The following is a 23,691-nucleotide window of genomic DNA, read 5'->3' on the forward strand; positions in this document are numbered from 1 at the left end:
CAGCATTCCCTCGCCCAGAAAGAGACAGGTCATGTCCAGGTTCAAATCCGATTTCCTTCGCACGCTCGACGAACGCGGCTTCATCCACCAGATTTCCGACGAACCCGGACTGGATGCACTTTTCGCCAAGGAAACGGTGACGGCTTATATCGGCTTCGATCCGACGGCGCCCAGCCTGCATGCCGGCGGCCTGATCCAGATCATGATGCTGCACTGGATGCAGCAGACCGGCCACCGGCCGATCTCGCTGATGGGCGGCGGCACCGGCATGGTCGGCGACCCCTCCTTCAAGGACGATGCCCGCCAGTTGATGACGGTCGATACAATCGAGAGCAACATCGCTTCGATCAAGCGCGTCTTCTCCAATTACCTCAACTACGGCGAAGGCCCCAAGGACGCGTTGATGATCAACAACGCCGATTGGCTGCGCTCGCTGAACTACCTCGAATTCCTGCGCGATGTCGGCCGGCATTTTTCGGTCAACCGCATGCTGTCCTTCGACAGCGTCAAGAACCGCCTCGACCGCGAGCAGTCGCTGTCCTTCCTCGAGTTCAACTACATGATCCTGCAGGCCTACGACTTCGTCGAGCTGTCGAAGCGTTACGACTGCCGACTGCAGATGGGCGGCTCCGACCAGTGGGGCAACATCGTCAACGGCATCGACCTCGGCCACCGCATGGGCACGCAGCAGCTTTTCGCACTGACCTCGCCGCTGTTGACGACGGCTTCGGGCGCCAAGATGGGCAAGTCGCTCAGCGGCGCCGTGTGGCTGAACGCCGACATGCTGTCGGCCTATGATTTCTGGCAATACTGGCGCAACACCGAGGATGCCGACGTCTCGCGCTTCCTCAAGCTTTACACCACCCTGCCGATGGACGAGATCGCCCGGCTTTCGGCGCTCACAGGCTCGGAGATCAACGAGGTCAAGAAGATCCTCGCCACGGAGGTCACCGCCATCCTGCATGGCCGCGAGGCCGCCGAACAGGCGGCAGAGACCGCCCGCAAGACTTTTGAGGAAGGCGCGCTTGCCGACAACCTGCCGTCGATCGACATCCCGGCTGCCGAACTGGACGCCGGGCTCGGCCTGCTGACCCTTGTGGTCCGCGCCGGGCTGGCATCCTCGAACGGCGAAGCCCGCCGCCATGTCCAGGGCGGCGCCGTCCGGATCAACGACAAGGCGATCTCGGACGAACGCCAGGTGATCGGCAGCGCCGACCTTACGGCAGACGGCGTCATCAAGCTTTCGCTCGGCAAGAAGAAGCATCTGCTGATCCGGCCGGCGTAAGCCTCCTGACCGACGCGCTTTTTGCGCGGCCCTCAGAACTCGAAGATCTGGCGGAAGACGCCCGGCGCGATCAGCGACAGCGGATTGACGCTCAGGCGCGGTTCGGCAAAACTTCCCTGCAGCCGGAAGGTGATGCCGAGCAGGCCGCGGTCCCGGCCGTTGCCGAGGATGACGCCGACCAGCGGCAGTTCCGCAAACAGGCGGTTGAGACCATAGGCCGGCATGAATGTGCCGGTCATGTCCATGTTGCCCTGCTTGTCGCGCAGCGTTCCCTGGAACGTCGCACCCACCTGCTCGCCGCGCACGACGCCGTTCTCGATCCGGACGACATCGTTCTGGATGATGACACGGGCAAAGCCGCGCTGGAACCGCTCGGAACTGACGTCGATGTCGCGCCGGACGGCATTGTTGAGACTGCGCCCGTCATTGCCGACGGGTGTCGATACCATCGATTGCAGCTTCTGTTCGTTGGCGAGCCGGAAGGTGCGGATATCGACATTGCCGGCCCAACTACTGTTCTTGCCGGCGCGGAGTTTTAGGTTGAGCAGGCCGCCCTGCATGCGTTTGTAGACGTCGGTAAAACGGGCAACGGCGCCGGCATCGCTGCTGGTGACCTGGATCTGGCTGCCATCGCCGCCGTTTTCCGTCTGGACGACGATTGCCTGGCCGCTTTTGGTCACGCCGGAAAACTCCGCTTTGTCGATGCGCGAACCGCGTGCGGCATAGGTCAGGCTGACATTGGAGATGGTTTCGTCGTTGAATCCGAGAATGCTGTCGAGATCGGCGCGTAGCGTGATGGCCGTATCGTCCTTGTCGCCGGATCCCGACTGCTGCGAACGCATGCGAGCGATGACCGGCCGGATATCGGCCTGCTTGCCGGAAACGGCGATATCGTAGCCGGATTTGCCACGCTTGACCTTGACGCCATAATTGTCGGCGCCGGTCAGCCGCACGCGGGCAAAATCGGCGGAAACCAGTCCCCCCTTGCCGAACTCCAAGCTACCAGTCGCCCCGAACCCTTGGCCGGTCAACTCGAAATCGCGGATGCGCACCTGAGGACCGTCGGAGGACAGTTCGAATTCCGCCTTGGCGGGAACGCCACTGCCTTTTGTCCAGCCAAGCCAGGGAATGGACAGCACGGACCGGGTGAGATCGACCGAAACGGCCTGTCGGTCGTCGTCCAGCCGCGAAAGCTCGACTTTCGTGGAGCCCGACAGGATGTCGCCGAGACCCGGCGCCAGCATGTCGCGCTGCTCGTTGTTGACGGTCGCGGTGATCACGCGCTCCTTCTTGACGGTCGATCCCGAATCCACCGGCTCGACCAGATGGATATCCATCGGCACCTTGTCGACGGAACCCTTGGCATCGAGCACGGCCCGCTGATTGTCGACATCGAGCGTGCCATCGAGATCGCCGATCTTGCGGCCGGCGATTTCCTTGCCGAGATCGACGCCGGCCAGACGCATATGCGTGCGCCACACCGGCGACGGCGGGTCCTGCGCATTGACCAGCCCGAACGTCGCCTGCACGTCGGCGGTGATCGTGCCGGAAAAATCCGTCGGCTCGAATCCGGTCCGCTGCAGCACCTTGATCGGCTTGTAGGTGATGAGTTCGGCCACGGCATCGGCGGCACCGGCAACCGACATATCGATCTCCGCCATCAATGGCTTGTCGTAAGTGGCCGGGATGACGAATTCGCCGCCGCTGATCGCCACCGAGCGGCCCGAGGGGAAAAACGAGGCGCCGCTCTTCAAGCCGACGGTAAGCCGCGGTCCGCTCAGGTCGAAATGCGCCACGACGTCGCGCACCGGCGGAATGTCGCCGGCAACGTTGAGGCGGGCATCGTCCATGTCGAAATTGATGTTCAGCTCGGTTTCGCCGAGATGCAGCGGCCCGCCGCCCGGCGGAATTCTCCCCTGCGGGATGAAAACGGCAATCGATGCGTTGGTGATGGTCCCGCCGTAGATGTTGGCCAGCGCCCAGGTCCGCGCCTTCGGCGCCATCCAGAACGGCCACAACTGCTTCACCGCTCCCGTCTGCACTTTCGGCGACTGTGCACCAAAACTGATTTCCGGCGAGCCCTCACCCTTGAAACGCACCACCATGGAACCGGCCATCGTGCCGAGCGGGCTCGATACCGCCATGCGCTCCAGTTGCAGTTCCTTGATGCCGGTGACATAGCGGCCGGTCACCTTGGCGCCGTAGGCCAGCGGGGCGACGCCTGTGCCGGCGGGCGCGGCCACGCCGTCGCTGACCAGCAGATCGATGCCGAAACCGTTCTGCGATTTGGGGTCGAGCCGATCGAGATCGATGACGGCTGCGGTGAACGGCACGGTCGTCCCACCGAAACGCAAGGTCGATTGCAAGAATTCCAGCGAGTTCTTGTCGAAATCGTAGATGACGCTGACATCCGACTTGCCGACGTCCTGGGCGATGCTTTCGGAATAGAACGTCGCCTTGTCGATGCCGAGATCGAGCGCGAGCGACGGTTTTTCCTCGCCTTCGGCCCGTTTGGCATTCAGTTTCAGGTTCAACGTTCCATCCAGGCCCTGCCGGGGCAGACCTTGCGCATCCCATTTCAGCAGGAAGGGGGTCAGCACCAGGCCGCCGATATCGGCGGAGAGGGAAACGGTGCGCTCGCCCTGATTTTGCGCGTGGGCAACAAGTGTCGCAGGCGCACCGTCGATGGTGACGCCCCCCTTGAGGCTGAGCGAACCGTCGGCGTCGCGGCGCATCTCCACCGCGTCGAGAACGATGGACAGCGGCGTGCCATTGCTGACGGGAAGCCTGAGATCCAGCCCGGCAATCCTGACCGCGTCGGTTTTGCCGCGATCGACGAAGCCGCGCAGGATGTCGAGCTGGCGGAACAGCGTTTCCAGTCCGTTGGGGATCTGGTCGACCCTGAGGCCCGACACGTCGATCGGCTTGCCGGCCGGCAGCAACCCCGCATCCAGCTGGATGCCGTCGGCCTCTATTTCGGTGATGGCGAGCTTGCCGGCAAACAGCGCCAGCGGATCGAGCACCAGCCGGATGGAGTCCGTACGGGACAGATGCCGGCCGCTGTCGCGCTCGACGGTGTTGACGTCGCGCGCCTCCAGGGCCAGTCGCGGACCGGAGGCAAAGCGGATGACGGTGGAACCCACCTGCGCCGTGTAACGGGGACCGATGGCGCTATCGAGCGCCATCTTCGCCCGCGTCGAAAGCGTCTTGTCGAAAAGTCCGGCCTCGACGGCACCAATCAGGCCGGCGAAAACGAGAACGACGAGCAAGACCAGGCCGGCGACGATGCCGAGCACCCGCTTCACCGAGGAGGTCGGCAGCGGGCAATGCACGATCATCGGGTCATGAACCTGCGCGGATGGCAACTCGTGCAGCGCCACGATGTCCTGCCGGCCAAACACCACTCTTTCGCCGCGGATTTCACCCATGCGTGCGCATCTGTCTCCGTGTAGCCTTGGATAACGTCCGAACAAGCTTGGACGATAGCCGCGGCGACTATATATGCTTCGCGACAATATTCTTGCAAAAAATCGGCAGAAGGAAGGTTTCCCCATGGCAGAATTGCGCGCCGGCGACACGGCTCCGGACTTCGATCTTCCGGGAAACGGCGGCGCCAGGCTGACGCTGCGGCAATTCCGCGGGCATCCGTTTGTCCTCTACTTCTACCCCAAGGACGACACGCAAGGCTGCACTGCCGAAGCCGTGTCGTTCTCCGAGCACAAGGAGGCCTTCGCAGCAGCAGGGGCTTCCATCGTCGGCATCTCGCCGGACTCGCCGAAACGGCATGACAATTTCGTGAAGAAATATGCGCTTGGCATTCCGCTCGCCGCCGACGAGGAAAAGAGCGTGATCTCGGCCTACGGTCTCTGGAAGGAAAAGAGCATGTATGGCCGCAGCTACATGGGCGTCGAGCGCACCACCTTCCTCATCGATGCCGAGGGCGTCATCAGCCGCGTCTGGAACAAGGTCAAGGTGAAGGGCCATGTCGAAGAGGTGCTCGAAGCTGTACAGGCGCTGAAATGAACGGACCGGCGGCGGGACAGACCCAGGTCTTCAAGCTGACGTCCTTGCGCGGCGGCGCCACGGAGGCGATCCTTGCCAGCGATCTCGACCTCAAGACCCGGCTGGCGCAGGAAACCGCCAACCGCTGGTTCGCCCGCACGCTTTCGCTGCGTTCGCCGCTCGACCCGCCGTTGCCGGAGCGGCCCGGGCGCCCCGCAAAGCCCGAACTCGTGCCGCCGAAACATATGGAAAAACGCTCCCTTCACACGCTGAAGGGACGCATTGCCTTGCTGCACGCCATCGCCCATATCGAACTCAATGCCGTCGACCTGGCGCTCGACATCGTCGCCCGCTTCACCAGCGAGCCGATCCCGCATTCCTTCTTCGACGGCTGGATGCAGGTTGCTTTCGAGGAGGCCAAGCATTTTCGCATGGTGCGGGCGCGCCTGAACGACCTTGGCGCCGATTACGGCGACCTGCCCGCCCATGACGGGCTATGGCAGGCGGCGCATTCGACCCGCAACGACCTGACGGCGCGGCTGGCGGTGGTGCCGCTCATCCTCGAAGCGCGCGGCCTCGATGTCACGCCGTCGCTGCAGGCGAAGATGGTCGAGACCGGCGACATGGACAGTGCCGCGGTGCTCGACGTCATCTATAACGACGAAAAGGGCCATGTCGCCGTCGGCGCCAAGTGGTTCCGGTTCCTCTGCGCCCGCCAGAAGAAGGATCCGGCCGCAACCTTCCGGCAGCTGGTGCGCGCCAACTTCCGCGGCTCGCTGAAGGCGCCGTTCAACGACATCGCCCGCGCCGAGGCCGGCCTGACGCCGACATTCTATCGCGCCCTCACCTCCACCAGCAGTTGAGGCGAGCCGAGATTCACGGCTGAAACGGCACCACCGTCAAGAGGTTGTTAACCTTAACAGTGTGTAATCACTCCCAGTTGGCGCACCCTAAAGCGCATCCTCTGGGAGATGATCCGTGACCCACCGGCCGGAAAACCGCGTATTCGGAAAACGTGCCCAGCCTCATGTCCTGATTCTCGCCAGCGGCGACAAGGTCCGGCATATGACGATCCGGCCGTGGATGGCGGCGCTGGGTGTCTGCGTTGCCGGCGCCGTGACCATCGGTTACCTGCTTGCCACTTCCTATCTCGTCCTGCGCGACGACCTGATCGGCGCGACGATGGCGCGGCAGGCGCGCATGCAGCACGAATATGAAGACCGCATCGCGGCGCTGCGCGCCCAGGTGGACCGCGTCACCTCGCGCCAATTGCTGGACCAGCAGGTGGTGGAGGAAAAAGTCGACCAGTTGATGGAACAGCAACTCGCCCTCACCTCCCGCCACGGAAAGCTCGGCTCGCTCCTCAACCGCGCGGAAAATTCCGGCGTGCCGACCGGCGACGTGCCGATCCCCGCCTTCAATCCGGATCGCCGCGCAGAAGTCTCCGGCGGCATCCAGGCGATCGAAAGCCTGATGGCGGGCACCCCCCAGGCCGAAGCCGACACGGCGACGTCGGAGCTTGCCTACGCCCCCGCCAGCGAGACAGCCGCCGAAAAGGCCGACCGGGTTTTTTCCCGCGTCACGCGGTCGCTAAAGGCGATCGAGCGTGAACAGCTGACCCAGATCCAGTCCCTCACCGTCGGCGCCGAAGCAACGGCAGGCGCGATCGAGAAAATCCTGGCACGCAGCGGCATTGATGTCGCCTCAAGCGAAACGACAGAAAACGATGCGGTCGGCGGCCCGTTCCTGGAGCCGCAATCCATCGATCCCTTCGAGGATTCGATGGACGACCTCGACGCGGCGCTGAACCGTCTGGACAACGCCCGTGACACGGCAAAACGCCTGCCCTTCGCCAATCCTGCGCCGGGCAAGGATATCACCAGCCGTTTCGGTAATCGCAGCGATCCCTTCCTCGGCCGGCTTGCCATGCATGCCGGCATCGATTTCCGGTTCGGCGCCGGCGAAGATATTCACTGTACGGGTGCCGGCGTGGTAACGGCCGCCGCTGCCGCCGGCGGTTACGGCAACATGGTCGAAATCGACCATGGCAATGGTCTGACGACCCGCTACGGCCATATGTCGCGCATCCTCGTCTCGGTCGGCGACAAGGTGAAGGCCGGCGACGTCGTCGGGCTCGCCGGCAGCACGGGCCGCTCCACCGGCACGCATCTTCACTACGAGGTCCGCCGCAACGGACAGGCCGTCGATCCGATGTCCTACCTCAATGCCGGACGCAAACTTTTGGCCTATCTCGACTGAAATATCGTCCCGATGGCCGGCTGCGCGCGCTTTCCGGGCGATTGCGCGCTATTTACGGTTTCTTTTAACCCTCAAGCAGCGCAAATCGCTTGGTTTCCTTGACTTGATGGGCATTTGAGACTATGCCGCCCAGCAGTTGCGCAGTCTTGCGCCTGAATCATCAGTGTTCGCTAGAACCGGAACGGAAACAGATTCCCCTTTGACAACGTTTGCTGACCTTGGCCTGAGCCAAAAAGTTCTTTCTGCTGTTACCGACGCGGGTTATTCCACGCCGACCCCCATTCAGGCTGGCGCTATCCCTCCTGCCCTGCAGCGCCGGGATATTTGCGGAATTGCCCAGACAGGAACGGGCAAGACGGCCTCCTTCGTGCTGCCGATGCTGACGTTGCTGGAAAAGGGCCGTGCCCGGGCGCGCATGCCGCGCACGCTGATTCTCGAGCCCACCCGCGAACTCGCCGCCCAGGTGGCCGAAAACTTCGAAAAATACGGCAAGAATCACAAGCTCAACATTGCGCTTCTGATCGGCGGCGTGTCCTTCGATGACCAGGACCGCAAGCTGGAACGTGGCGCCGACGTGCTGATCTGCACCCCTGGCCGCCTGCTCGACCATTGCGAACGCGGCAAGCTTTTGATGACCGGCGTCGAGATCCTCGTCATCGACGAGGCCGACCGCATGCTCGACATGGGTTTCATTCCCGATATCGAGCGCATCGCCAAGATGATTCCCTTTACCCGCCAGACCCTGTTCTTCTCGGCCACCATGCCGCCGGAAATCCAGAAGCTGGCCGATCGCTTCCTGCAGAATCCGGAGCGCATCGAAGTCGCCAAGCCGTCCTCGACGGCAACGACCGTGACGCAGCGCCTCGTCGCCTCGCATCACAAGGACTATGAGAAGCGCGCCGTGCTGCGCGACCTGATCCGCGCCCAGGAAGACCTGAAGAACGCCATCATCTTCTGCAACCGCAAAAAGGACGTTGCCGATCTCTTCCGTTCGCTGGAACGCCACGGTTTTTCCGTCGGCGCCCTGCACGGCGACATGGACCAGCGCTCGCGCACGACGATGCTGCAGAACTTCCGCGACGGCAACATCCAGCTGCTGGTCGCTTCCGACGTCGCCGCCCGCGGGCTCGACCTGCCCGATGTCGGCCACGTCTTCAACTTCGACGTACCCATTCACGCGGAGGATTATGTCCACCGCATCGGCCGTACCGGCCGCGCCGGCCGCTCGGGCCGCGCTTTCACCCTGGTCACCAAAAGCGACACCAAATATGTCGACGCCATCGAAAAGCTGATCGTTCAGAAGATCGAGTGGCTGAGCGGTGACCTTTCCGCCCTGCCCGCGCCCATGGAAAGCTTCGAAAGCGACCGGCCGCGCAAGGGGAAGGACAAAGACAGGGGCCGTGGTCGTCGCGGACGCGACAATCACAAATCGGACATCAAGACAACCGATACTCCTGTCGATTCGGATGAAAGAGCAGCAACCCCAGCAAAGGTCGAAAGTGTGAAGACAGAGCGCAGAGCAGAACAGAAGCCGCACAACACCCCCCGCAATACGCGGCCGTATCCTGCCAATGACGACAACCGCGAGCGCCGCAGCCGCCACTACCGCGATCACGACGATGGCCCGACACCGGTCGGCTTCGGCGACGATATCCCGGCATTCATGCTGATCGTCGCAAACGCGAAAGTTTGATGGGTCTTCCGGGAATCGATTTTCCCGGTGTCGGCGCCGGCCTTGCGATCATGCGCGACGGCCGGCTTCTTCTTTGCCGTCGCCTGAAGGCGCCCGAAGCGGGGCACTGGAACATCGTCGGCGGCAAGGTCGACCATATGGAACCGGCCGTCGAAGCAGCCCGCCGTGAGGCTGAAGAAGAGACAGGCCTGACCATCGGCAAGGTGGATTTCCTATGCTCGACCGAACTGGTCAGCGAGACGGATCGGCAACACTGGATTTCGCTGATCTACGTCACCACGGACATAAAAGGTGAGCCGCGGCTTACCGAACCGGACAAGCTTTCGGAGATCGGCTGGTACGATCTCGACGCGCTGCCCTCACCGCTCTCGGACTTTGCCCGCGTCACCGTCGAACACCTGAAGCGGCAGACCGATCATTTGGCCCGCAGCGCTGCCTCGTAAGCCAATCCCACCCATTTCGCCATTTCATCCGGATCGTCATAGGCGACATCCGGGATCGTCCAGTAGAGCATGGCGACGGGCCTGCCCTTCTTGCCCTCATATTCCCAGCGGCGGGCGCCGGCTGATTCCAGTTCTGGCGCCGTTTCCGCATCACCTTTCAGCATGATCTCGTCGCGCAGTTCTATGGCAATGATGCGGCCCAGATGGTAGATGCCCTTGCCGCCGAACATCCGCCGGATGCTGACTGGCCCGAGCGACTGGAACATCTCCTCGATCGCGGTATTGTCCATCGCCCCTATCCTTTCAGCACGCCGCCGGCGGCAATCACCGCTTCCGGCGTATCGACGTCGAGATGCGCCGCCTCGCCGATATCGACATCGATGACCGCCAGCCCGCAGGTCTCGACGATATGGCGGGCGCCGACATCGCCTTCGAGCTTCATCAGGGCATCGTAGGTGGTACGCGGCAGGATGACGGGATTGCCACGCTTGCCGTTCGATACCGCCCGGACGATGGCCCTGCCGCCGGCGCCGCGGAAGGCCGAGACCAGGGAACGCAGGTCCGCCGGTGTGACGCCGGGCATGTCGGCCAGCATCACCAGCACGCCATCGGCATCCGCCACACCGGGCGCCGAAAGGCCCGTCGTCAACGAGCTTGCCATGCCGCTGGCGAAATCCGCATTGTGCGCCAGCGTCAGGTCGAGGCCATCGAGACAGGCGGCGATTTCTCCAGCGCGATGGCCGGTCACCACGACGGTGCGGCCGACGGCAGCGGCAAGCGCCGTTTCGGCCGAAAGGCGCACCAGCGGCTTGCCGTCGAATTCTGCCAGCAGCTTGTGCCGTCCCTCGCCGCCCATGCGGCTTGCCTTGCCGGCCGCCAGCACCACCACGGCGATGGTCAGCTTCTCCGCCTCGTCGCCGGTGAGGTCGCGCGGTTGCGGGCGGGTGGGTATTTCCATCAGCAAACCTCCGACGCCCAGGCCGGTGATGTCCTGCGCGGTCGGACATTCGCCGGCGAGGATGCGGTTGAGGATCCAGTCGAAGCCGTTTTCCTTGGGGCTGCGGGCACAGCCCGGCGCGCCGAGCACCGGCACCTCGCCGATCCAGCCGAGCACGAGCAGGTTGCCCGGATCCACCGGCATGCCGGCATGCTCGACGCGACCGCCGGCCTGGCGGATCGCCTCCGGAATGACGTCGGAAAAATCGGCCATCGCCGATGCGCCGAAGACGACGATCATCGCCGGCGCAGCGGCAGCGGGCCTTGCCAGCGCCTCGCCGATGGCGGCGGCCACCGCCTCCATGCGGTGCGGCACGCGGATCTCGCCGACGATGCGGCTGCCGGACAGCGACAGCCGCTGCGCCAGCAGCCGCTCCGTCTTGTCCATCACCGAAACCTTGAGCGACGGCAGTTCCGTCGCCACCAGAGTCACGGCCCGCGGCTGGAACGGTTTCACTTCGAAAGCAACGGCCTGTTCGAGGATGCGCCGCGCCGCCTCGACCTTTTGGCGCGATACAGCCAGCGGGATGATCTTGATCGTCGCTACCATATCACCGGCGCGGACGGGCACATGATCGGCGAGGCAGGCGAGCGTGATCGCGGCATCGACACGGTTGAAACGGTCGACCACCGTCTTGTCGGCGACGAACAGCCCGTTGGCATCGGCATAAAGATTGACCCGGCCGGTGGCCGCTTCCGAAAACCGCAGGTGATCGCGCGGGATGGCGTCGGCCAGCTGCGCCGCGGCATCGTCTTCCATCAGGTCATCGGGCTCGACGCGGACGGCTATAATACTGGAGAAACCGGAATTTCTTAGCCGGATAATATCCTCGACGCCCAACACATGGCCTTTCGGCAGCCGGCCATCGGCCAGCTTGGCCGCATGCGCAAGCACGGCGCCTTCCGCCTGATCGAGATCGACGGCGCCGAAAATCATGGCGCCTCGCCGCCGGCGTTCCGCAGATCGCGGCGCCTGAAGGCCTGGATCACCTGCGCCAGGATGGCGACGGCGATTTCCGCCGGGCTTGCCGCGCCGATATCGAGGCCGATGGGCGCGGCGATGCGGCTGAGCGCGATATCGCCGATCCCTGCCTCCTTCAGGCGTTCGATCCGCTTGGCATGCGTCTTGCGGCTGCCGAGCGCGCCGACATAAAAACAGCCGGTGCGCAGCGCCTGCATCAGCGGGAAATCGTCGATCTTCGGATCGTGGGTGACGGCCACCAGCGCCGTATAGGCATCGAGCGGCCTGTCCTTCAGCACATCCTCCGGCCAGTCGGCAACAAGATCGATGCCGGCAAACCGTTCCGGCGTCGCAAAGGCGGTTCGCGGATCGATAATGGTCAGGTCGAAACCCGCGAGTCTCGCCATGACCGCCAGGGGCTGACTGATATGCACGGCGCCGATGACGACGATACGCGGCGGCGGCAGGTGGACATTGAGAAACAGGCTGCGGCCATCCGCCTCGACCGTGCCGGACTTGCCGGAGCGGAAAGCGGCGGCAGCTGCGGCTTCCAAATCGCCGCCCAACGACAAGCCTTCGGTGATGACGCGGTCGCTGCCGTCGGTGAGATCGGTGGCCAGGATGACGGCCTTGCGGTCACGCCTGGCGGCGTTGACCGCCTGCAGATGCTCAAGTTTCATTGGCCAAGCCTTTCGACATAGACGCGGATACGGCCGCCGCAGGAGAGCCCGACACGCCAGGCGGTTTCGTCGGCAACGCCGAATTCCAGCATCTTCGCCCCGCCCAAGCCGATGATATCGACGGCCTCGGTGATGACGGCGCCTTCGACGCAGCCGCCGGAAACCGAACCGTGGAAATTGCCTTCGCCATCGATCACCAGATGGCTGCCGACCGGGCGCGGTGCCGATCCCCAGGTTTCGACGACGGTTGCAATCGCCACGTCGCGGCCCTCGGCCTTCCAGGCCTCGGCGATCGACAGCGGATCGAGCGTTTCGGGTTCGGTCATGGTCTTCACCTTGTCATCTGCTTGAGAAAACGTCGGGGATCGGCATCCCGGCTCCTGCTGCCGCTGAGCGAGGCCACCAGGTCCGCCAGCGAAGAGAGATTGTGGACGGTGCGGAATTCGTCGACATGCGGCAGCATGGCGCGCACGCCGCGGGCACGCGCCTCGAAACCCTCGAAGCGCAGCAGCGGATTGAGCCAGATCAGCCGCCGGCAGGAGCGGTGCAGCCGGTCCATTTCGGCGGCAAGCTGCTCGACGCCTTCACGCTCCAGGCCATCGGTGATCATCAGCACGACGGCGCCCTGCCCCAGCACCCGCCGCGACCACAGCCGGTTGAACTCGTGCAGCGTCTCGCCGATGCGTGTGCCGCCCGACCAGTCCCGGACCAGCCGGGCGCATTCGTCGAACGCCTCGTCGGGATCCTTGTGACGCAGCTGGCGCGTGACGTTGGTCAGCCTGGTGCCGAACAGGAAGGTATGCACCCGGCGCCGACGCTCGGTCAACACATGCAGGAAATGCAGGAAGATGCGGGTGTACTGGCTCATCGAGCCGGAAATGTCGGCCAAAACCACCAGCGGCGGATGGATCTGCCTGGCTTCGCGGTAACGCGGCAGGACCAGCGCTCCGCCGGTGCGCAGGCTGGCGCGCATCGTCGCCCGCGGATCGACATGGCGATGGACATGCGAGGTGGCGAAACGGCGCGTCTTCACCATGTCGAGCGGCAGTTCGAGGCGCGACAGCTCCCGTTTGGCGGCAGCCAGCTCCGCCGCCGACATCTGGGCAAAATCCATGCTGCGCAGCAGTTCGTTGCCGGACATGGTGAAGCGGGCGTCGATCTCGACATCCGGATCGTCCTTGCGCTGCGGCTCCCGACGTTTTTCGGCAAACAGCGCATCGCTGACGCGTGACGAACCGGGCTTGGCCTTCTGCCGCTCGCTGTGGTCGAGCGCCACCGGCGACATCATGGCGATCATCTTCTCGACGAGGTCGCGCGACCGCCAGAACAGGCGGAAAGCCTCGTCGAAGACGGCGAGATCTTCGTGCCGCTTGACGAAGACGCAACAGAGGGCGGCATGGAACTCGTCGCGGGAGCCGATGCCGATCGCTTCCACCGCCGCAATCGCATCGGTGATGGCACCCGGTCCGATCTTGAGGCCGGCCTTGCGCAGCGCCCTGCCGAAGAAGACGATGTTGTCGGCCAGCCGGCCATCGCCGACCGGGATGGGCGGGACGATCACACCGTCTGTTGCCGCTCCCGTCATCAACCGTCTACCCCGTGGCCAGCATCTCGGCCTTGACCTCTGCCAGCACCTTGGCGCCCTCGCCGCCCTGGATGCGGGCGATGTCGTCCTGGTATTTCAACAGGGCGCCGAGCGTATCGGAGATGGTCTCGGGATCGAGCGCCATCCGGTCGAGTTCGGTCAGCGCCGTCGCCCAGTCGATGGTTTCGGCGACACCGGGATTCTTGAACAGGTCGAGGGTGCGCAGCTTCTGCACATAGGCGACGATCTGGCGCGACAGCAGGTCGTTGCAGCCTGGCGCCTTGCGCCGGATGATCTCCAGTTCCTGTGCCGCCTGCGGATAATCGACCCAGTGATACAGACAGCGCCGCTTCAGCGCATCGTGGATTTCGCGGGTGCGGTTGGTGGTGATGATGACGATCGGCGGTTCGGCGGCACGGATGGTGCCGAGTTCGGGGATAGTCACCTGGAAATCGGAGAGGATTTCCAGGAGGAACGCCTCGAAGGCCTCGTCGGTGCGGTCGAGCTCGTCAATAAGGAAGACCGGCGCACGACCTTCGACCGCAGACAGTGCCTGCAGCACCGGCCGGCGGATGAGGTAACGCTCGGAGAAGATGTCCGCTTCCATCCGGTCGCGATCGGTCAGGCCTGCGGCTTCCGACAGGCGAATTTCCAGCATCTGCGCCGGATAGTTCCACTCGTACACGGCGGAGGCGACGTCGAGGCCTTCATAACATTGCAGCCGGATAAGCGGACGTCCGAACGCCTTCGACAGAACTTTGGCGATCTCGGTCTTGCCGACGCCTGCCTCGCCTTCGAGGAACAGCGGCCGCTGCATCTTCAGCGCCAGGAACAACACGGTCGCCAGCGAGCGGCCCGCGAGATAATCATGCGCCGCCAGCATCTCCAGCGTCTCGTCGATCGAGCCCGGCAGGGCGCGCGCAGTGTGATCCGTCATGTCGTCTCCAATCCCTCAGCCGAGCTTATAACGCCCTATAGCCCCGGTCCAGATAGATGAGCGAAGGTTTGCGCGGGCCGAAATGAATGGCTTCGACCTGGCCGAAAAGCACCGCATGCGTCGACATGCGCTTCATCTCGGTCACACGGCAATCGAAAGCGACGGCTGCATCGGAAAGCACCGGCGCACCCGTCGCCATCACCTGCCATTCGGCCAGCGCAAAACGCGCCTCGCCGTCCATGGCCGGGCGGCCGGCAAAGGCATCCGCCAGCACTTGCTGGTCGGCATGCAGGCTGTTCAGCGCAAAAACGCCGCTTGAAAAGAAGATCTCGTTGTTCGGATTGCTGCCGTTGAGGCAGACGAGAACGCTGGCGGGATTGTCGGATACCGAGCAGGCGGCGGTGATCGTCACGCCGCGACGGGCCTCTCCCAGCGCCGTGGTCACGATCTGCACATGTCCCGCATATCGGCTCATGGCGTCGCGATAGAGCGCCGGATCGAAAATTTCTTCACGCAACGATGTTGGTCTCCCTGCCCGGCGGCTGCCGTCTTTCCGACATATGGATTCGCAATCCCTGTTTTTCCATGCTCCGGCATGAACTCAAGTCCCGCCGGGACGAAATCCCGCCTTTTTCTTTGACGGCGGAGTTTCGACCGATCATAAGAAGACTGCGTGCCACGACGGCACGGGGCGGGATTTCGGGTTTCATGCGTTTTTCAGGCTATCTGCCGTTCACCATCGCTTTTTCGCTGCTTGCCGGCACCGCGCAGGCCGCCGGCCTGTCCATCGGCGTCGTTGCGCCGACAGAGGGCAATTTTGCGCTGCTCGGCAAGCAGATCTTCGACGGCGCCGCCGCAAGAATCGCCGCCGATGGCAATACGGCCGTGCCGATCGCCGAAAATTGCGAGCCGGACAGCGGTGCGGCGATCGCCAGGCAGATCGTCGATGCCAAGGTGGTCGCCGCCGTCGGTTTCCTGTGCAGCGAGACGCTGGAAGGCGCCCTGCCGGCTCTCAAGGAAGCGCAGGTTCCCGTCGTCACCGTGTCGGTGCGCGCCACCATCCTTATGGAAGACGCGCTGACGGCCGGATGGCCGCTCTATCGCCTGGCGCCGGCGGACGGATCGGAAGCACGGCGGATCATCGATTTCATTCTCAGCGACTGGGCGAGCCAGCCGATCGCACTGGTCGAGGACGGCACGATCCACGGCCGTGAACTGACCGAGGCGGTCCGCAACGCGCTCGAGGAAAAAGGGTTGAAACCGGTGTTCACCGATACCTACCGGCCCGGCCAGGACCAGCAGTTGGCGCTGGTGCGCCGGCTGGAGAAAGCCGGCGCCACCCAGGTCTTCATCGGCGGCGACCGTGCCGATGCCGCCGTGATCGCCCGCGACGCGACGCAGGAAAACATCAAGCTGACCCTGCTCGGCGGCGACGCCCTGAACGCCGCAAACCAGCCCGTGCCACTGAAGGACGGCGTCCGCGCCGTCGTGCTGCCGGATCATGCCGCCGATCCCGCCAATGCCGCACTGGTGAAGGCATTCCGCGCCAGTACCGTGGAGCCGGAAGGTTATGTGCTGCCGGCCTATGCGGCGGCGGGGATCGTCGGGGAAGCGGCCAGCATCGCCGCCAACGAGAACAAGCCGATCATCGAAGCGTTGCAGATGCGGGCCTTCGAAACGGTGCTTGGACCGGTGCGCTTCACCGATACGCATGAACTGACCGAAAATCCCTACCAGGTGCTCGAATGGCGGGGCAATGCCTTCGCGACACCGACACCGCCAACGGAATGAACGGCAGGCCTTCCAAACTCCGGACAAATGGAGCGGGTCTTGTTGTTCCTCCGCGCCTGCGGTGCTAACAACCGGCTTCATCGCCACCGACGGAGTACCTCCATGACCCTGCCCATCCGTATCGCCCCCTCGATTCTCGCCGCCGATTTTGCCCGACTGGGACAGGAAGTGCGCGATGTGACGGAAGCCGGCGCCGACTGGATCCATCTCGATGTCATGGACGGGCATTTCGTGCCGAACATCTCCTTCGGCCCCGACGTCATCAAGTCGCTGCGCTCCTATTCCAAGGCGCTGTTCGATTGCCACCTGATGATCGCCCCCGCCGATCCTTATCTCGAAGCCTTTGCCAAGGCCGGCTGCGATTCGATCACCGTGCATGCGGAAGCCGGCGTACACCTGCACCGCTCGCTGCAGACGATCCGCAGCCTCGGCAAGCGCACCGGCGTAACGCTCAACCCGTCCACACCGCTCTCGGTGCTGGAAAACGTGCTGGACGATGTCGACCTGATCCTCATCATGAGCGTCAATCCGGGTTTCGGCGGCCAGAAATTCATTCCGGCGATGGCCGACAAGATCCGCGCCGCCAAGGCGATGATCAGCGACCGGCCGATCGAACTGGAGGTCGACGGCGGCGTGACGACCGAGACGGCACCGGCAATCATTGCCGCGGGTGCCAACGTGCTGGTGGCCGGCTCGGCCATCTTCAAGGGCGCCGGCGTTGACGATTACCGCAAAACCATCGACGCTCTGCGGCAGAAAGCCGAAGGAGGCCGCGGGTGAAAGGAATATTTAGGATCGCCGTGCCGGTGCGGCCATGACGACGCTGTCGGCTGCCGCGGCAGGCGTTCCCTCAACCCCGGCACAGGCAAGCCGGCTGCGCCAGCGGATAGCCTCGGCGCGCCCGCCCCTGCCCGGCCTGCTGGTCGGCGCCGTCGCCTGGGGCCTGCTGATGGCCGCCGCCGCCCTTCTCGGCCTCTACCTGCGCTTTCGGCTGCAGACGGCGCATCTGCAGGAATTGATGCTGCTCTATTTCGCCGGCGGCCTGCTCGCCTGGCTCGTTGCCGTTCCTGTCGGCCGCTTCCTTGCCTTCCGCCGTTCGCCCGAAACGCGGTTCGCCGCTTTTTTCCTGACGCTGACCTGTGCCACCATCCTGGCGACGGCCTTCCTGTTTGCGATGCAATACCGGCTTTTCTATTCGCAGTGGCATCAGCCCTTCGGCACCCGCATCTGGGTGCTGCAGTTCCTCTTTACCTCGGCTTCCGCCACTTATCAGTTCCTGGTGCTCGGCATCCGCCTCTATCTGCCGCTCGGCCTCGTCTTCCTGATCGCCGCAAGCGTCTTTCTCGCACGCCGCATGCGTTGAGATTATCGGCCGGGTTTGCTAAAGCGACCGCAACTGCCGCTCCAGACGAAAGCGATATCCCATGATCCCCCGTTATTCCCGTCCAGAAATGGTCGCCATCTGGTCACCCGAAACCAAGTTCCGCATCTGGTTCGAAATCGAGGCGCATGCCTGCGACGCCCTTGCCGATATCGGCGTCATCCCGAAATCGGCCGCCGCGACCATTTGGGAAAAGGGCGGCGCGGCCAACTTCGACGTCGACCGCATCGATGAGATCGAGGCTGTCACCAAGCACGACGTCATCGCCTTCCTGACGCACCTCGCCGAATTCGTCGGCCCGGACAGTCGTTTCATCCACCAGGGCATGACCTCCTCCGACGTGCTCGACACCACCTTCAACATCCAGCTCGTCCGCGCTGCCGATATCCTGCTCGCCGGCATGGACCGTGTGCTTGCGGCGCTGAAGAGCCGCGCCTTCGAGCACAAGGACACCATCCGCATCGGCCGCAGCCACGGCATCCATGCCGAACCGACGACGATGGGCCTGACGCTCGCCCGCTTCTATGCCGAGATGAACCGCAACCGCGAACGCCTCGTCGCCGCCCGCGCCGAAGTGGCGACCGGCGCCGTCTCCGGCGCTGTCGGCACCTTCGCCAACATCGATCCGCGGGTCGAGGAACATGTCTGCGAAAAGCTCGGTCTCATTCCGGAGCCGGTCTCGACGCAGGTCATCCCGCGTGACCGCCATGCGATGTTCTTCGCCACGCTCGGCGTCATCGCCTCGTCGATCGAGAACGTCGCCGTCGAAATCCGCCACATGCAGCGCACCGAGGTGCTGGAGGCAGAAGAGTTCTTCTCGCCCGGCCAGAAGGGTTCGTCGGCCATGCCGCACAAGCGTAACCCGGTGCTGACCGAAAACCTTACCGGCCTCGCGCGCCTCGTGCGCATGTCGGTGGTGCCGGCGATGGAAAACGTCGCCCTGTGGCACGAACGCGACATCAGCCATTCGAGCGTCGAGCGCGCCATCGGACCCGACACGACGATCACGCTGGACTTCGCGCTCAACCGGCTTGCCGGCGTCGTCGAGAAGCTGGTGATCTATCCGGACAACATGCTGAAGAACCTCAACAAGTTCCGTGGCCTCGTGCATTCGCAGCGCGTGCTGCTGGCCCTCACCCAGGCCGGCGTCTCGCGTGAGGATGCCTATCGCCTGGTGCAGCGCAACGCCATGAAGGTCTGGGAACAGGGCAAGGACTTCCTGGAAGAGCTTCTCGCCGACCAGGAAGTGCGGGCCGCCCTTTCCGAAGCCGATATCCGCGAAAAATTCGACCTCGGCTACCATACCAAGCATGTCGACACGATCTTCCGCCGGGTGTTCGGCACCGTTTGATCGGCTGCCGACGGCAATCGAAAAAAACATGCCGGCGGCAGTGCCGAAGCGCACTTCGCCGGCGTGAGACTCTGTATTAGACTGCCTGCCGTGCGCTGTCGCACGTATCCCAGGGAGTCTAAGCATGAGGTTTCCTAAAATCCTGTTCCTTGCCGCAATATTTTCTTCGTCCTTTGCCGGGCTCGCCGCGGCGCAAACGCCGCAATCGATCCTGGAACTGCTCAAGTCCGGTTACGACATCATCAACGTGGCACCGATCTCGGAAAGCTATGCGGTTTTCCTCGAAAAGGACGACGCCGTGGTGATCTGCCAGATGGGGTTCAATTCCGGCGCCTTTTCCACCGACAAATGTTACCCGCTGACCAAGTGACCCCGGTCCGGAGTGGCGATGGTGCCTGCAGCGCCATCGTTTCCCCTTGACACGGCAACCGCGCAACCGCACATCACAGCCATGAAAGTATCGGAAGCAGACATCCTCATCATTCCCGGCCACGGCAATTCCGGCCCGCAGCATTGGCAGACCCGCTGGCAGGAAAAGCTCAGCACGGCACGACGCGTCGAGCAGGACGACTGGATGACGCCGGCCCTGGGCGACTGGACGGGCCGGATCATCGAGGCCGTCGAAGCGGCGACGAAGCCGGTGGTGCTGGTGGCGCATTCGCTCGGTGTCGCAGCCGTGGTGCATGCCGCACCGCAGTTCGGCCAGCGCATCGCCGGCGCCTTCCTGGCCGCGCCACCGGACCTGACGCCCTCCGACCTCCTGCCGCAAGAACTGGTGGCATTCGGGCCTTACCCACGCGATCCGCTGCCGTTTCCCTCGATCACCATTGCCAGCCGCTCCGATCCGTTCGGCACCTACGATCACGCCGAGGACATCACCAATGCCTGGGGTTCGCTGCTGATCGATGCCGGCGATTCGGGCCACCTCAACACCGCATCCGGTCACGGCCCGTGGCCGGAAGGCTCGATGGTCTTTGCCCAGTTCCTGAGCCGGCTGCAGGTATAAGGCCGCAGATCCTTTCCCGAAAACGAATTAATGGGGCTTTAAATCTCTCTTGGCACTATAGACCCTTGTCCAAGCGAGTTTTTGCGTTGACGTCACATCGTAAGACCAAGGCTTCAGATAGCGGTCAGATCATGGCCGATGAAAAATGCCTGCGAGAGATCGTTGCAGGCATTTCCAGTGGCCTGGCATTTCTTGATGCCGGTGGCCTTATCCTTTGCCACAACCCTGCCTTTGCCAAACTTCAACCTCAAGGCCTGCCTGTCAAAGGCCTGGCGCTGGTCGATCTTGTCCATCCCGAAAGTCGCGCCGATCTGGCCGGGCTGATCGCCGCGACGCAACGCGGCGAGGTCGACAATGGCCGGATCGAACTGCGGTGCGGAACCCCGGAAGACGGATACCACTGGTATCGCTTCGCTCTGAACGCATCCGCCGTTTCATCACCGGCAACGGTCCTCGTGACGACATTCGATATTCACAGCCGCAAGATCCAGGTAGACGATCTCATCCTGCGGGAAAACCGCTGGCGGGATGCCCTGGTGAATTCCGGCACCGGCGTGTGGGATCAGAATTATGCGACAGGCGTCATGTATTATTCCGACACCTGGAAAGCCATACGCGGACTGGCGCCGGACGAAAAATCCGCCGATGGTTTCGAGAGCTGGCTGCTGCTGCTCCACCCGGAAGACCGCGACTTTGTCGTCGAAGCGATCCAGCGGCAAAACAGCGGCGATCCGAATTATGCCATGTTCCAGTACCGCGAGCGTCACAAGGACGGCCACTGGGTCTGGATCGAATGCCGCGGCGCGGCGGTGGAATGGGATCGCGACGGCAAGCCGACGCGGGTGATCGGCACCGATACCGACATCACCCAACGCAAGGCCGCCGAAGAAATGCTGGCACAGCTGTCGCGGCGCCTCGAACTGGCACTGTCGATCTCCGATATCGGCGTGTTCGAGGCGGATCTCGAAACCGACATGGTTGATTGGGACGACCGCTTGCTGGAGATGTTCTGCATGGAAGGAACACCCAACCTCAAGCCCGGCCAAATCTGGGAATCGCTGTTGCATCCCGAAGATGCGGCAACGGCGCTCGCCTGCGTCGCAGACCACCTCGATGGCGAAAACGAATTCCGCAACGACTACAGAGTGGTGCTGGGCAACGGCAAGGTCCGCCATATCGAATCGCGCAACAAGGCTTTCCGGGACGCCAACGGCAAGCGCAGGCTGGTGGGCGCAAACTGGGACGTTACCGGCGACGTCATCCTGCGCCGCGAGCTGGAACGGGCGAAAACGCTGGCAGAGGCACGCAACCGCGAACTGGAGATGGCCAAGGCGCGCATCGAGCACAACGCCCTGCACGACTACCTCACCGGGCTTCCCAACCGTCGTTATCTGGACGAGGTTCTCGACGCACGCGCCGAGGAATGCCGGCGCAGCGGCTCGACGATGGTGATCTTTCATATCGACCTCGACCGCTTCAAGCAGATCAACGACACGCTCGGTCACCGGGCCGGCGACACCATGCTGCAGCACGCGGCGAATGTGCTCAAATCCAACCTGCGCAGCCAGGATTTCGTCGCGCGCATCGGCGGCGACGAATTCGTGCTGCTCACCGACATGGGCGGCACGCAGCGCAAGCTCGCCTCGCTCGCCGACCGCATCATCAAGGAATTGTGCAAACCGGTGCTTTATGACGGGCATACCATCCGCTTCGGTGCCAGCATCGGCATCGCCAGCGACGGCGGTGCGGAGCTGAACGCCAAGCAGCTGCTGCTGAATGCCGATATCGCCCTCTACCGTGCCAAGAACCTCGGCCGCAACCGCCACGAATTCTTCTCCCGCGACCTGCAGAACCAGATCATTCACAACAAGCGGCTGGCCGACGAGATCCTGTATGCGCTGGAGCAGGACCAGTTCGTCCCGTTCTACCAGCCGCAATTCTGTGCGCGCACGCTGGATGTTACCGGCGTGGAAACGCTGGTGCGCTGGCTTCATCCGGAAAAGGGCATCCTCACTCCCGACAAGTTCCTTTCCGTCGCTGAAGATCTCGACGTGGTATCGATGATCGACGCGCTGGTGCTGGAAAAGGCGCATGCCCACCACCAGCTATGGATGGCCAAGAAGCTTCCGGTGCCGAAGATTTCGGTCAACGTGTCTGCCCGTCGGCTGAACGACCCCGCCCTGACGAAAAAGCTGCGCGGCATGAAGATCAAGCCGGGCACGGTATCCTTCGAACTGCTGGAATCGATTTTCCTCGATACCTGCGATACCGGCGTGGTGCAGAATCTCGCCCGGTTGCGCAAGCTCGGCATCGATATCGAGATCGATGATTTCGGCACCGGCCACGCCTCGATCGTCAGCCTGCTCCGCATCAGCCCGACCACCCTCAAGATCGACCGGGAACTGATAAAACTCATCCCGACATCGGCCGAACAGCGCAAGATGGTCGGCTCGATCATCGAGATCGGTCGGTCGCTGAACATCAAGGTGGTGGCCGAAGGCGTCGAGACCCGCGATCACGTCCGCATTCTTTCCGAACTCGGATGCGACATTCTCCAGGGCTGGGCGCTGGCGCGGCCGATGGCCTTCGAGGCGATAGAGCCATTTCTCATCAGCGAAGCCTGGCGTGCCGACGAACATCCCGTCCACGAGATGCTTGGCAAGATCCGCCGCGCCGGCAAGGGCTGACCCACAAAAAAGCCGCGGAACAGGATGTCCGCGGCCCGGAGTTTGAAACGATTTCGCTCGAAATCAGCTGTTCTGGATCTGCTCCACGGCCTGCGCCAGAAGCTCGAGCATCTTGCTGCGCAGGTCGGTGTCGCTGACGGCTACGCCTGCAGCATCGAAATCGGCGCGGATCTTGCGGAACACGTCTTCGTCGCCGGCTTCGACGAAATCGGAAGCGATCACATCGCGTGCATAGGCGTCGGCATCGGCGCGGCCGAGAAGTTCGGCGGCCCACAGGCCAAGCAGCTTGTTGCGTCGCGCCTCAGCCTTGAACTTCAATTCCTGGTCCAGCGCGAATTTGCTTTCGAAGGCCTTTTCGCGATCACTCATGGTGCTCATATAAGAATCTCCCCGGCGTGTCGTGTTCGTATGGGTTCCGTTTCCATAAATCAAATGCATGACGAAAGTGCAATGCGAAGTTTGCCAAATTGCGGCGCACGCGAAGAAAGCGCCACGCAGGCTGCAAACGGCAGGATGGGGCGGCAAAACCGAGCGGCCGTGGCGAAAGCAGAACGCGGCCGGCCTTACAAAGGTGAAAATCATGGTGACAAATAGAAGCCGCCAAACGCGATTCCCGCGGAAAGATGAGAGGGCT

23 protein-coding genes are annotated in these 23,691 nt (G+C 63.3%); 13 read left to right on the forward strand and 10 right to left on the reverse strand.

Annotation, left to right across the window (positions count from 1 at the left end; all coding sequences use genetic code 11):
* Positions 1 to 31: 31 nt before the first annotated feature.
* Positions 32 to 1,285, forward strand: coding sequence for a tyrosine--tRNA ligase (tyrS, locus tag DEM27_RS09090; protein ID WP_109457905.1), 1,254 nt, complete (start codon positions 32 to 34; stop codon positions 1,283 to 1,285).
* Between the two features lie 32 nt (positions 1,286 to 1,317).
* Here the strand turns inward: tyrS and DEM27_RS09095 are convergent, their stop codons facing one another.
* Complete coding sequence (locus DEM27_RS09095; protein WP_109457906.1) at positions 1,318 to 4,713, reverse strand: YhdP family protein; 3,396 nt, start codon at positions 4,711 to 4,713, stop codon at positions 1,318 to 1,320.
* Positions 4,714 to 4,837: 124 nt separating this feature from the next.
* Here DEM27_RS09095 and DEM27_RS09100 point away from each other — a divergent pair, with 124 nt between their 5' ends.
* The 5 genes from DEM27_RS09100 (at position 4,838) to DEM27_RS09120 (ending at position 9,682) form a co-directional block, all read left to right on the forward strand.
* Positions 4,838 to 5,308, forward strand: a complete 471-nt coding sequence (locus tag DEM27_RS09100) for a peroxiredoxin (RefSeq protein ID WP_109458196.1) — start codon at positions 4,838 to 4,840, stop codon at positions 5,306 to 5,308.
* Positions 5,305 to 6,150, forward strand: a complete 846-nt coding sequence (locus DEM27_RS09105) for a ferritin-like domain-containing protein (RefSeq protein ID WP_109457907.1) — start codon at positions 5,305 to 5,307, stop codon at positions 6,148 to 6,150. Before DEM27_RS09100 ends, DEM27_RS09105 begins: the two co-directional genes overlap by 4 nt.
* Before the next feature lie 115 nt (positions 6,151 to 6,265).
* Positions 6,266 to 7,546 (forward strand): M23 family metallopeptidase, encoded by a 1,281-nt coding sequence (locus tag DEM27_RS09110; RefSeq protein WP_109457908.1) that lies wholly within the window; start codon positions 6,266 to 6,268, stop codon positions 7,544 to 7,546.
* Positions 7,547 to 7,745: 199 nt separating this feature from the next.
* Positions 7,746 to 9,239 (forward strand): DEAD/DEAH box helicase, encoded by a 1,494-nt coding sequence (locus tag DEM27_RS09115; protein WP_109457909.1) that lies wholly within the window; start codon positions 7,746 to 7,748, stop codon positions 9,237 to 9,239.
* A complete protein-coding gene (locus DEM27_RS09120; protein WP_109457910.1) occupies positions 9,239 to 9,682 on the forward strand; it encodes an NUDIX domain-containing protein in 444 nt (147 codons plus the stop codon). Before DEM27_RS09115 ends, DEM27_RS09120 begins: the two co-directional genes overlap by 1 nt.
* On the opposite strand, the gene DEM27_RS09125 is transcribed toward DEM27_RS09120, so the two are convergent.
* Genes DEM27_RS09125 through DEM27_RS09155 form a run of 7 tightly spaced genes read right to left on the reverse strand, consistent with a single transcriptional unit; the run spans position 9,655 to position 15,316 of the window.
* Entirely contained in the window at positions 9,655 to 9,972 is a 318-nt protein-coding gene (locus tag DEM27_RS09125; RefSeq protein WP_109457911.1) for a TfoX/Sxy family protein, read from the reverse strand. The genes DEM27_RS09120 and DEM27_RS09125 overlap by 28 nt on opposite strands.
* Positions 9,973 to 9,977: 5 nt before the next feature.
* A complete protein-coding gene (locus DEM27_RS09130; protein ID WP_109457912.1) occupies positions 9,978 to 11,615 on the reverse strand; it encodes an NTP transferase domain-containing protein in 1,638 nt (545 codons plus the stop codon).
* A complete protein-coding gene (locus DEM27_RS09135; protein ID WP_109457913.1) occupies positions 11,612 to 12,319 on the reverse strand; it encodes an XdhC family protein in 708 nt (235 codons plus the stop codon). The genes DEM27_RS09130 and DEM27_RS09135 overlap by 4 nt, the downstream gene beginning before the upstream one ends.
* Entirely contained in the window at positions 12,316 to 12,645 is a 330-nt protein-coding gene (locus DEM27_RS09140; protein WP_109457914.1) for an XdhC family protein, read from the reverse strand. The genes DEM27_RS09135 and DEM27_RS09140 overlap by 4 nt, the downstream gene beginning before the upstream one ends.
* Positions 12,646 to 12,650: 5 nt before the next feature.
* Positions 12,651 to 13,904, reverse strand: coding sequence for a vWA domain-containing protein (locus tag DEM27_RS09145; protein WP_109457915.1), 1,254 nt, complete (start codon positions 13,902 to 13,904; stop codon positions 12,651 to 12,653).
* Positions 13,905 to 13,911: 7 nt separating this feature from the next.
* On the reverse strand, positions 13,912 to 14,841 hold the full coding sequence (locus tag DEM27_RS09150) for an AAA family ATPase (RefSeq protein WP_109457916.1): 930 nt from the start codon (positions 14,839 to 14,841) through the stop codon (positions 13,912 to 13,914).
* A gap of 25 nt (positions 14,842 to 14,866) precedes the next feature.
* Positions 14,867 to 15,316 carry a flavin reductase family protein gene (locus DEM27_RS09155; protein ID WP_109458197.1) on the reverse strand — a complete coding sequence of 150 codons (450 nt, stop codon included), beginning with the start codon at positions 15,314 to 15,316 and terminating at the stop codon, positions 14,867 to 14,869.
* 233 nt (positions 15,317 to 15,549) lie between these two features.
* On the opposite strand from DEM27_RS09155, the gene DEM27_RS09160 reads away from it, so the two are divergent.
* The 6 genes from DEM27_RS09160 to DEM27_RS09185 all read left to right on the forward strand — a co-directional run bounded on the left by DEM27_RS09160 (position 15,550) and on the right by DEM27_RS09185 (position 20,370).
* Positions 15,550 to 16,632, forward strand: a complete 1,083-nt coding sequence (locus DEM27_RS09160) for a branched-chain amino acid ABC transporter substrate-binding protein (RefSeq protein ID WP_245445747.1) — start codon at positions 15,550 to 15,552, stop codon at positions 16,630 to 16,632.
* 102 nt (positions 16,633 to 16,734) lie between these two features.
* Entirely contained in the window at positions 16,735 to 17,412 is a 678-nt protein-coding gene (gene rpe, locus DEM27_RS09165; RefSeq protein ID WP_109457917.1) for a ribulose-phosphate 3-epimerase, read from the forward strand.
* 34 nt (positions 17,413 to 17,446) lie between these two features.
* Positions 17,447 to 17,995, forward strand: coding sequence for a hypothetical protein (locus DEM27_RS09170; RefSeq protein ID WP_245445749.1), 549 nt, complete (start codon positions 17,447 to 17,449; stop codon positions 17,993 to 17,995).
* Positions 17,996 to 18,056: 61 nt separating this feature from the next.
* Positions 18,057 to 19,364, forward strand: coding sequence for an adenylosuccinate lyase (gene purB / locus DEM27_RS09175; protein WP_109457918.1), 1,308 nt, complete (start codon positions 18,057 to 18,059; stop codon positions 19,362 to 19,364).
* A 124-nt stretch (positions 19,365 to 19,488) separates the two neighbouring features.
* Positions 19,489 to 19,734, forward strand: coding sequence for a hypothetical protein (locus DEM27_RS09180; protein WP_109457919.1), 246 nt, complete (start codon positions 19,489 to 19,491; stop codon positions 19,732 to 19,734).
* 81 nt (positions 19,735 to 19,815) lie between these two features.
* Positions 19,816 to 20,370: an RBBP9/YdeN family alpha/beta hydrolase gene (locus DEM27_RS09185; protein ID WP_109457920.1), complete on the forward strand. Its 555-nt coding sequence runs from the start codon at positions 19,816 to 19,818 to the stop codon at positions 20,368 to 20,370.
* Positions 20,371 to 20,483: 113 nt separating this feature from the next.
* On the opposite strand, the gene DEM27_RS34580 is transcribed toward DEM27_RS09185, so the two are convergent.
* Positions 20,484 to 20,771: a hypothetical protein gene (locus DEM27_RS34580; RefSeq protein WP_245445751.1), complete on the reverse strand. Its 288-nt coding sequence runs from the start codon at positions 20,769 to 20,771 to the stop codon at positions 20,484 to 20,486.
* A gap of 54 nt (positions 20,772 to 20,825) precedes the next feature.
* On the opposite strand from DEM27_RS34580, the gene DEM27_RS09190 reads away from it, so the two are divergent.
* Complete coding sequence (locus tag DEM27_RS09190) at positions 20,826 to 23,057, forward strand: sensor domain-containing protein (RefSeq protein WP_245445753.1); 2,232 nt, start codon at positions 20,826 to 20,828, stop codon at positions 23,055 to 23,057.
* A gap of 63 nt (positions 23,058 to 23,120) precedes the next feature.
* On the opposite strand, the gene DEM27_RS09195 is transcribed toward DEM27_RS09190, so the two are convergent.
* Positions 23,121 to 23,435, reverse strand: a complete 315-nt coding sequence (locus tag DEM27_RS09195) for a DUF1476 domain-containing protein (RefSeq protein WP_109457922.1) — start codon at positions 23,433 to 23,435, stop codon at positions 23,121 to 23,123.
* Positions 23,436 to 23,691: the final 256 nt, after the last annotated feature.

Origin of the sequence: Rhizobium album (assembly GCF_003122325.1) — a bacterium.
GTDB classification, from domain to species: Bacteria; Pseudomonadota; Alphaproteobacteria; order Rhizobiales; family Rhizobiaceae; genus Metarhizobium; species Metarhizobium album.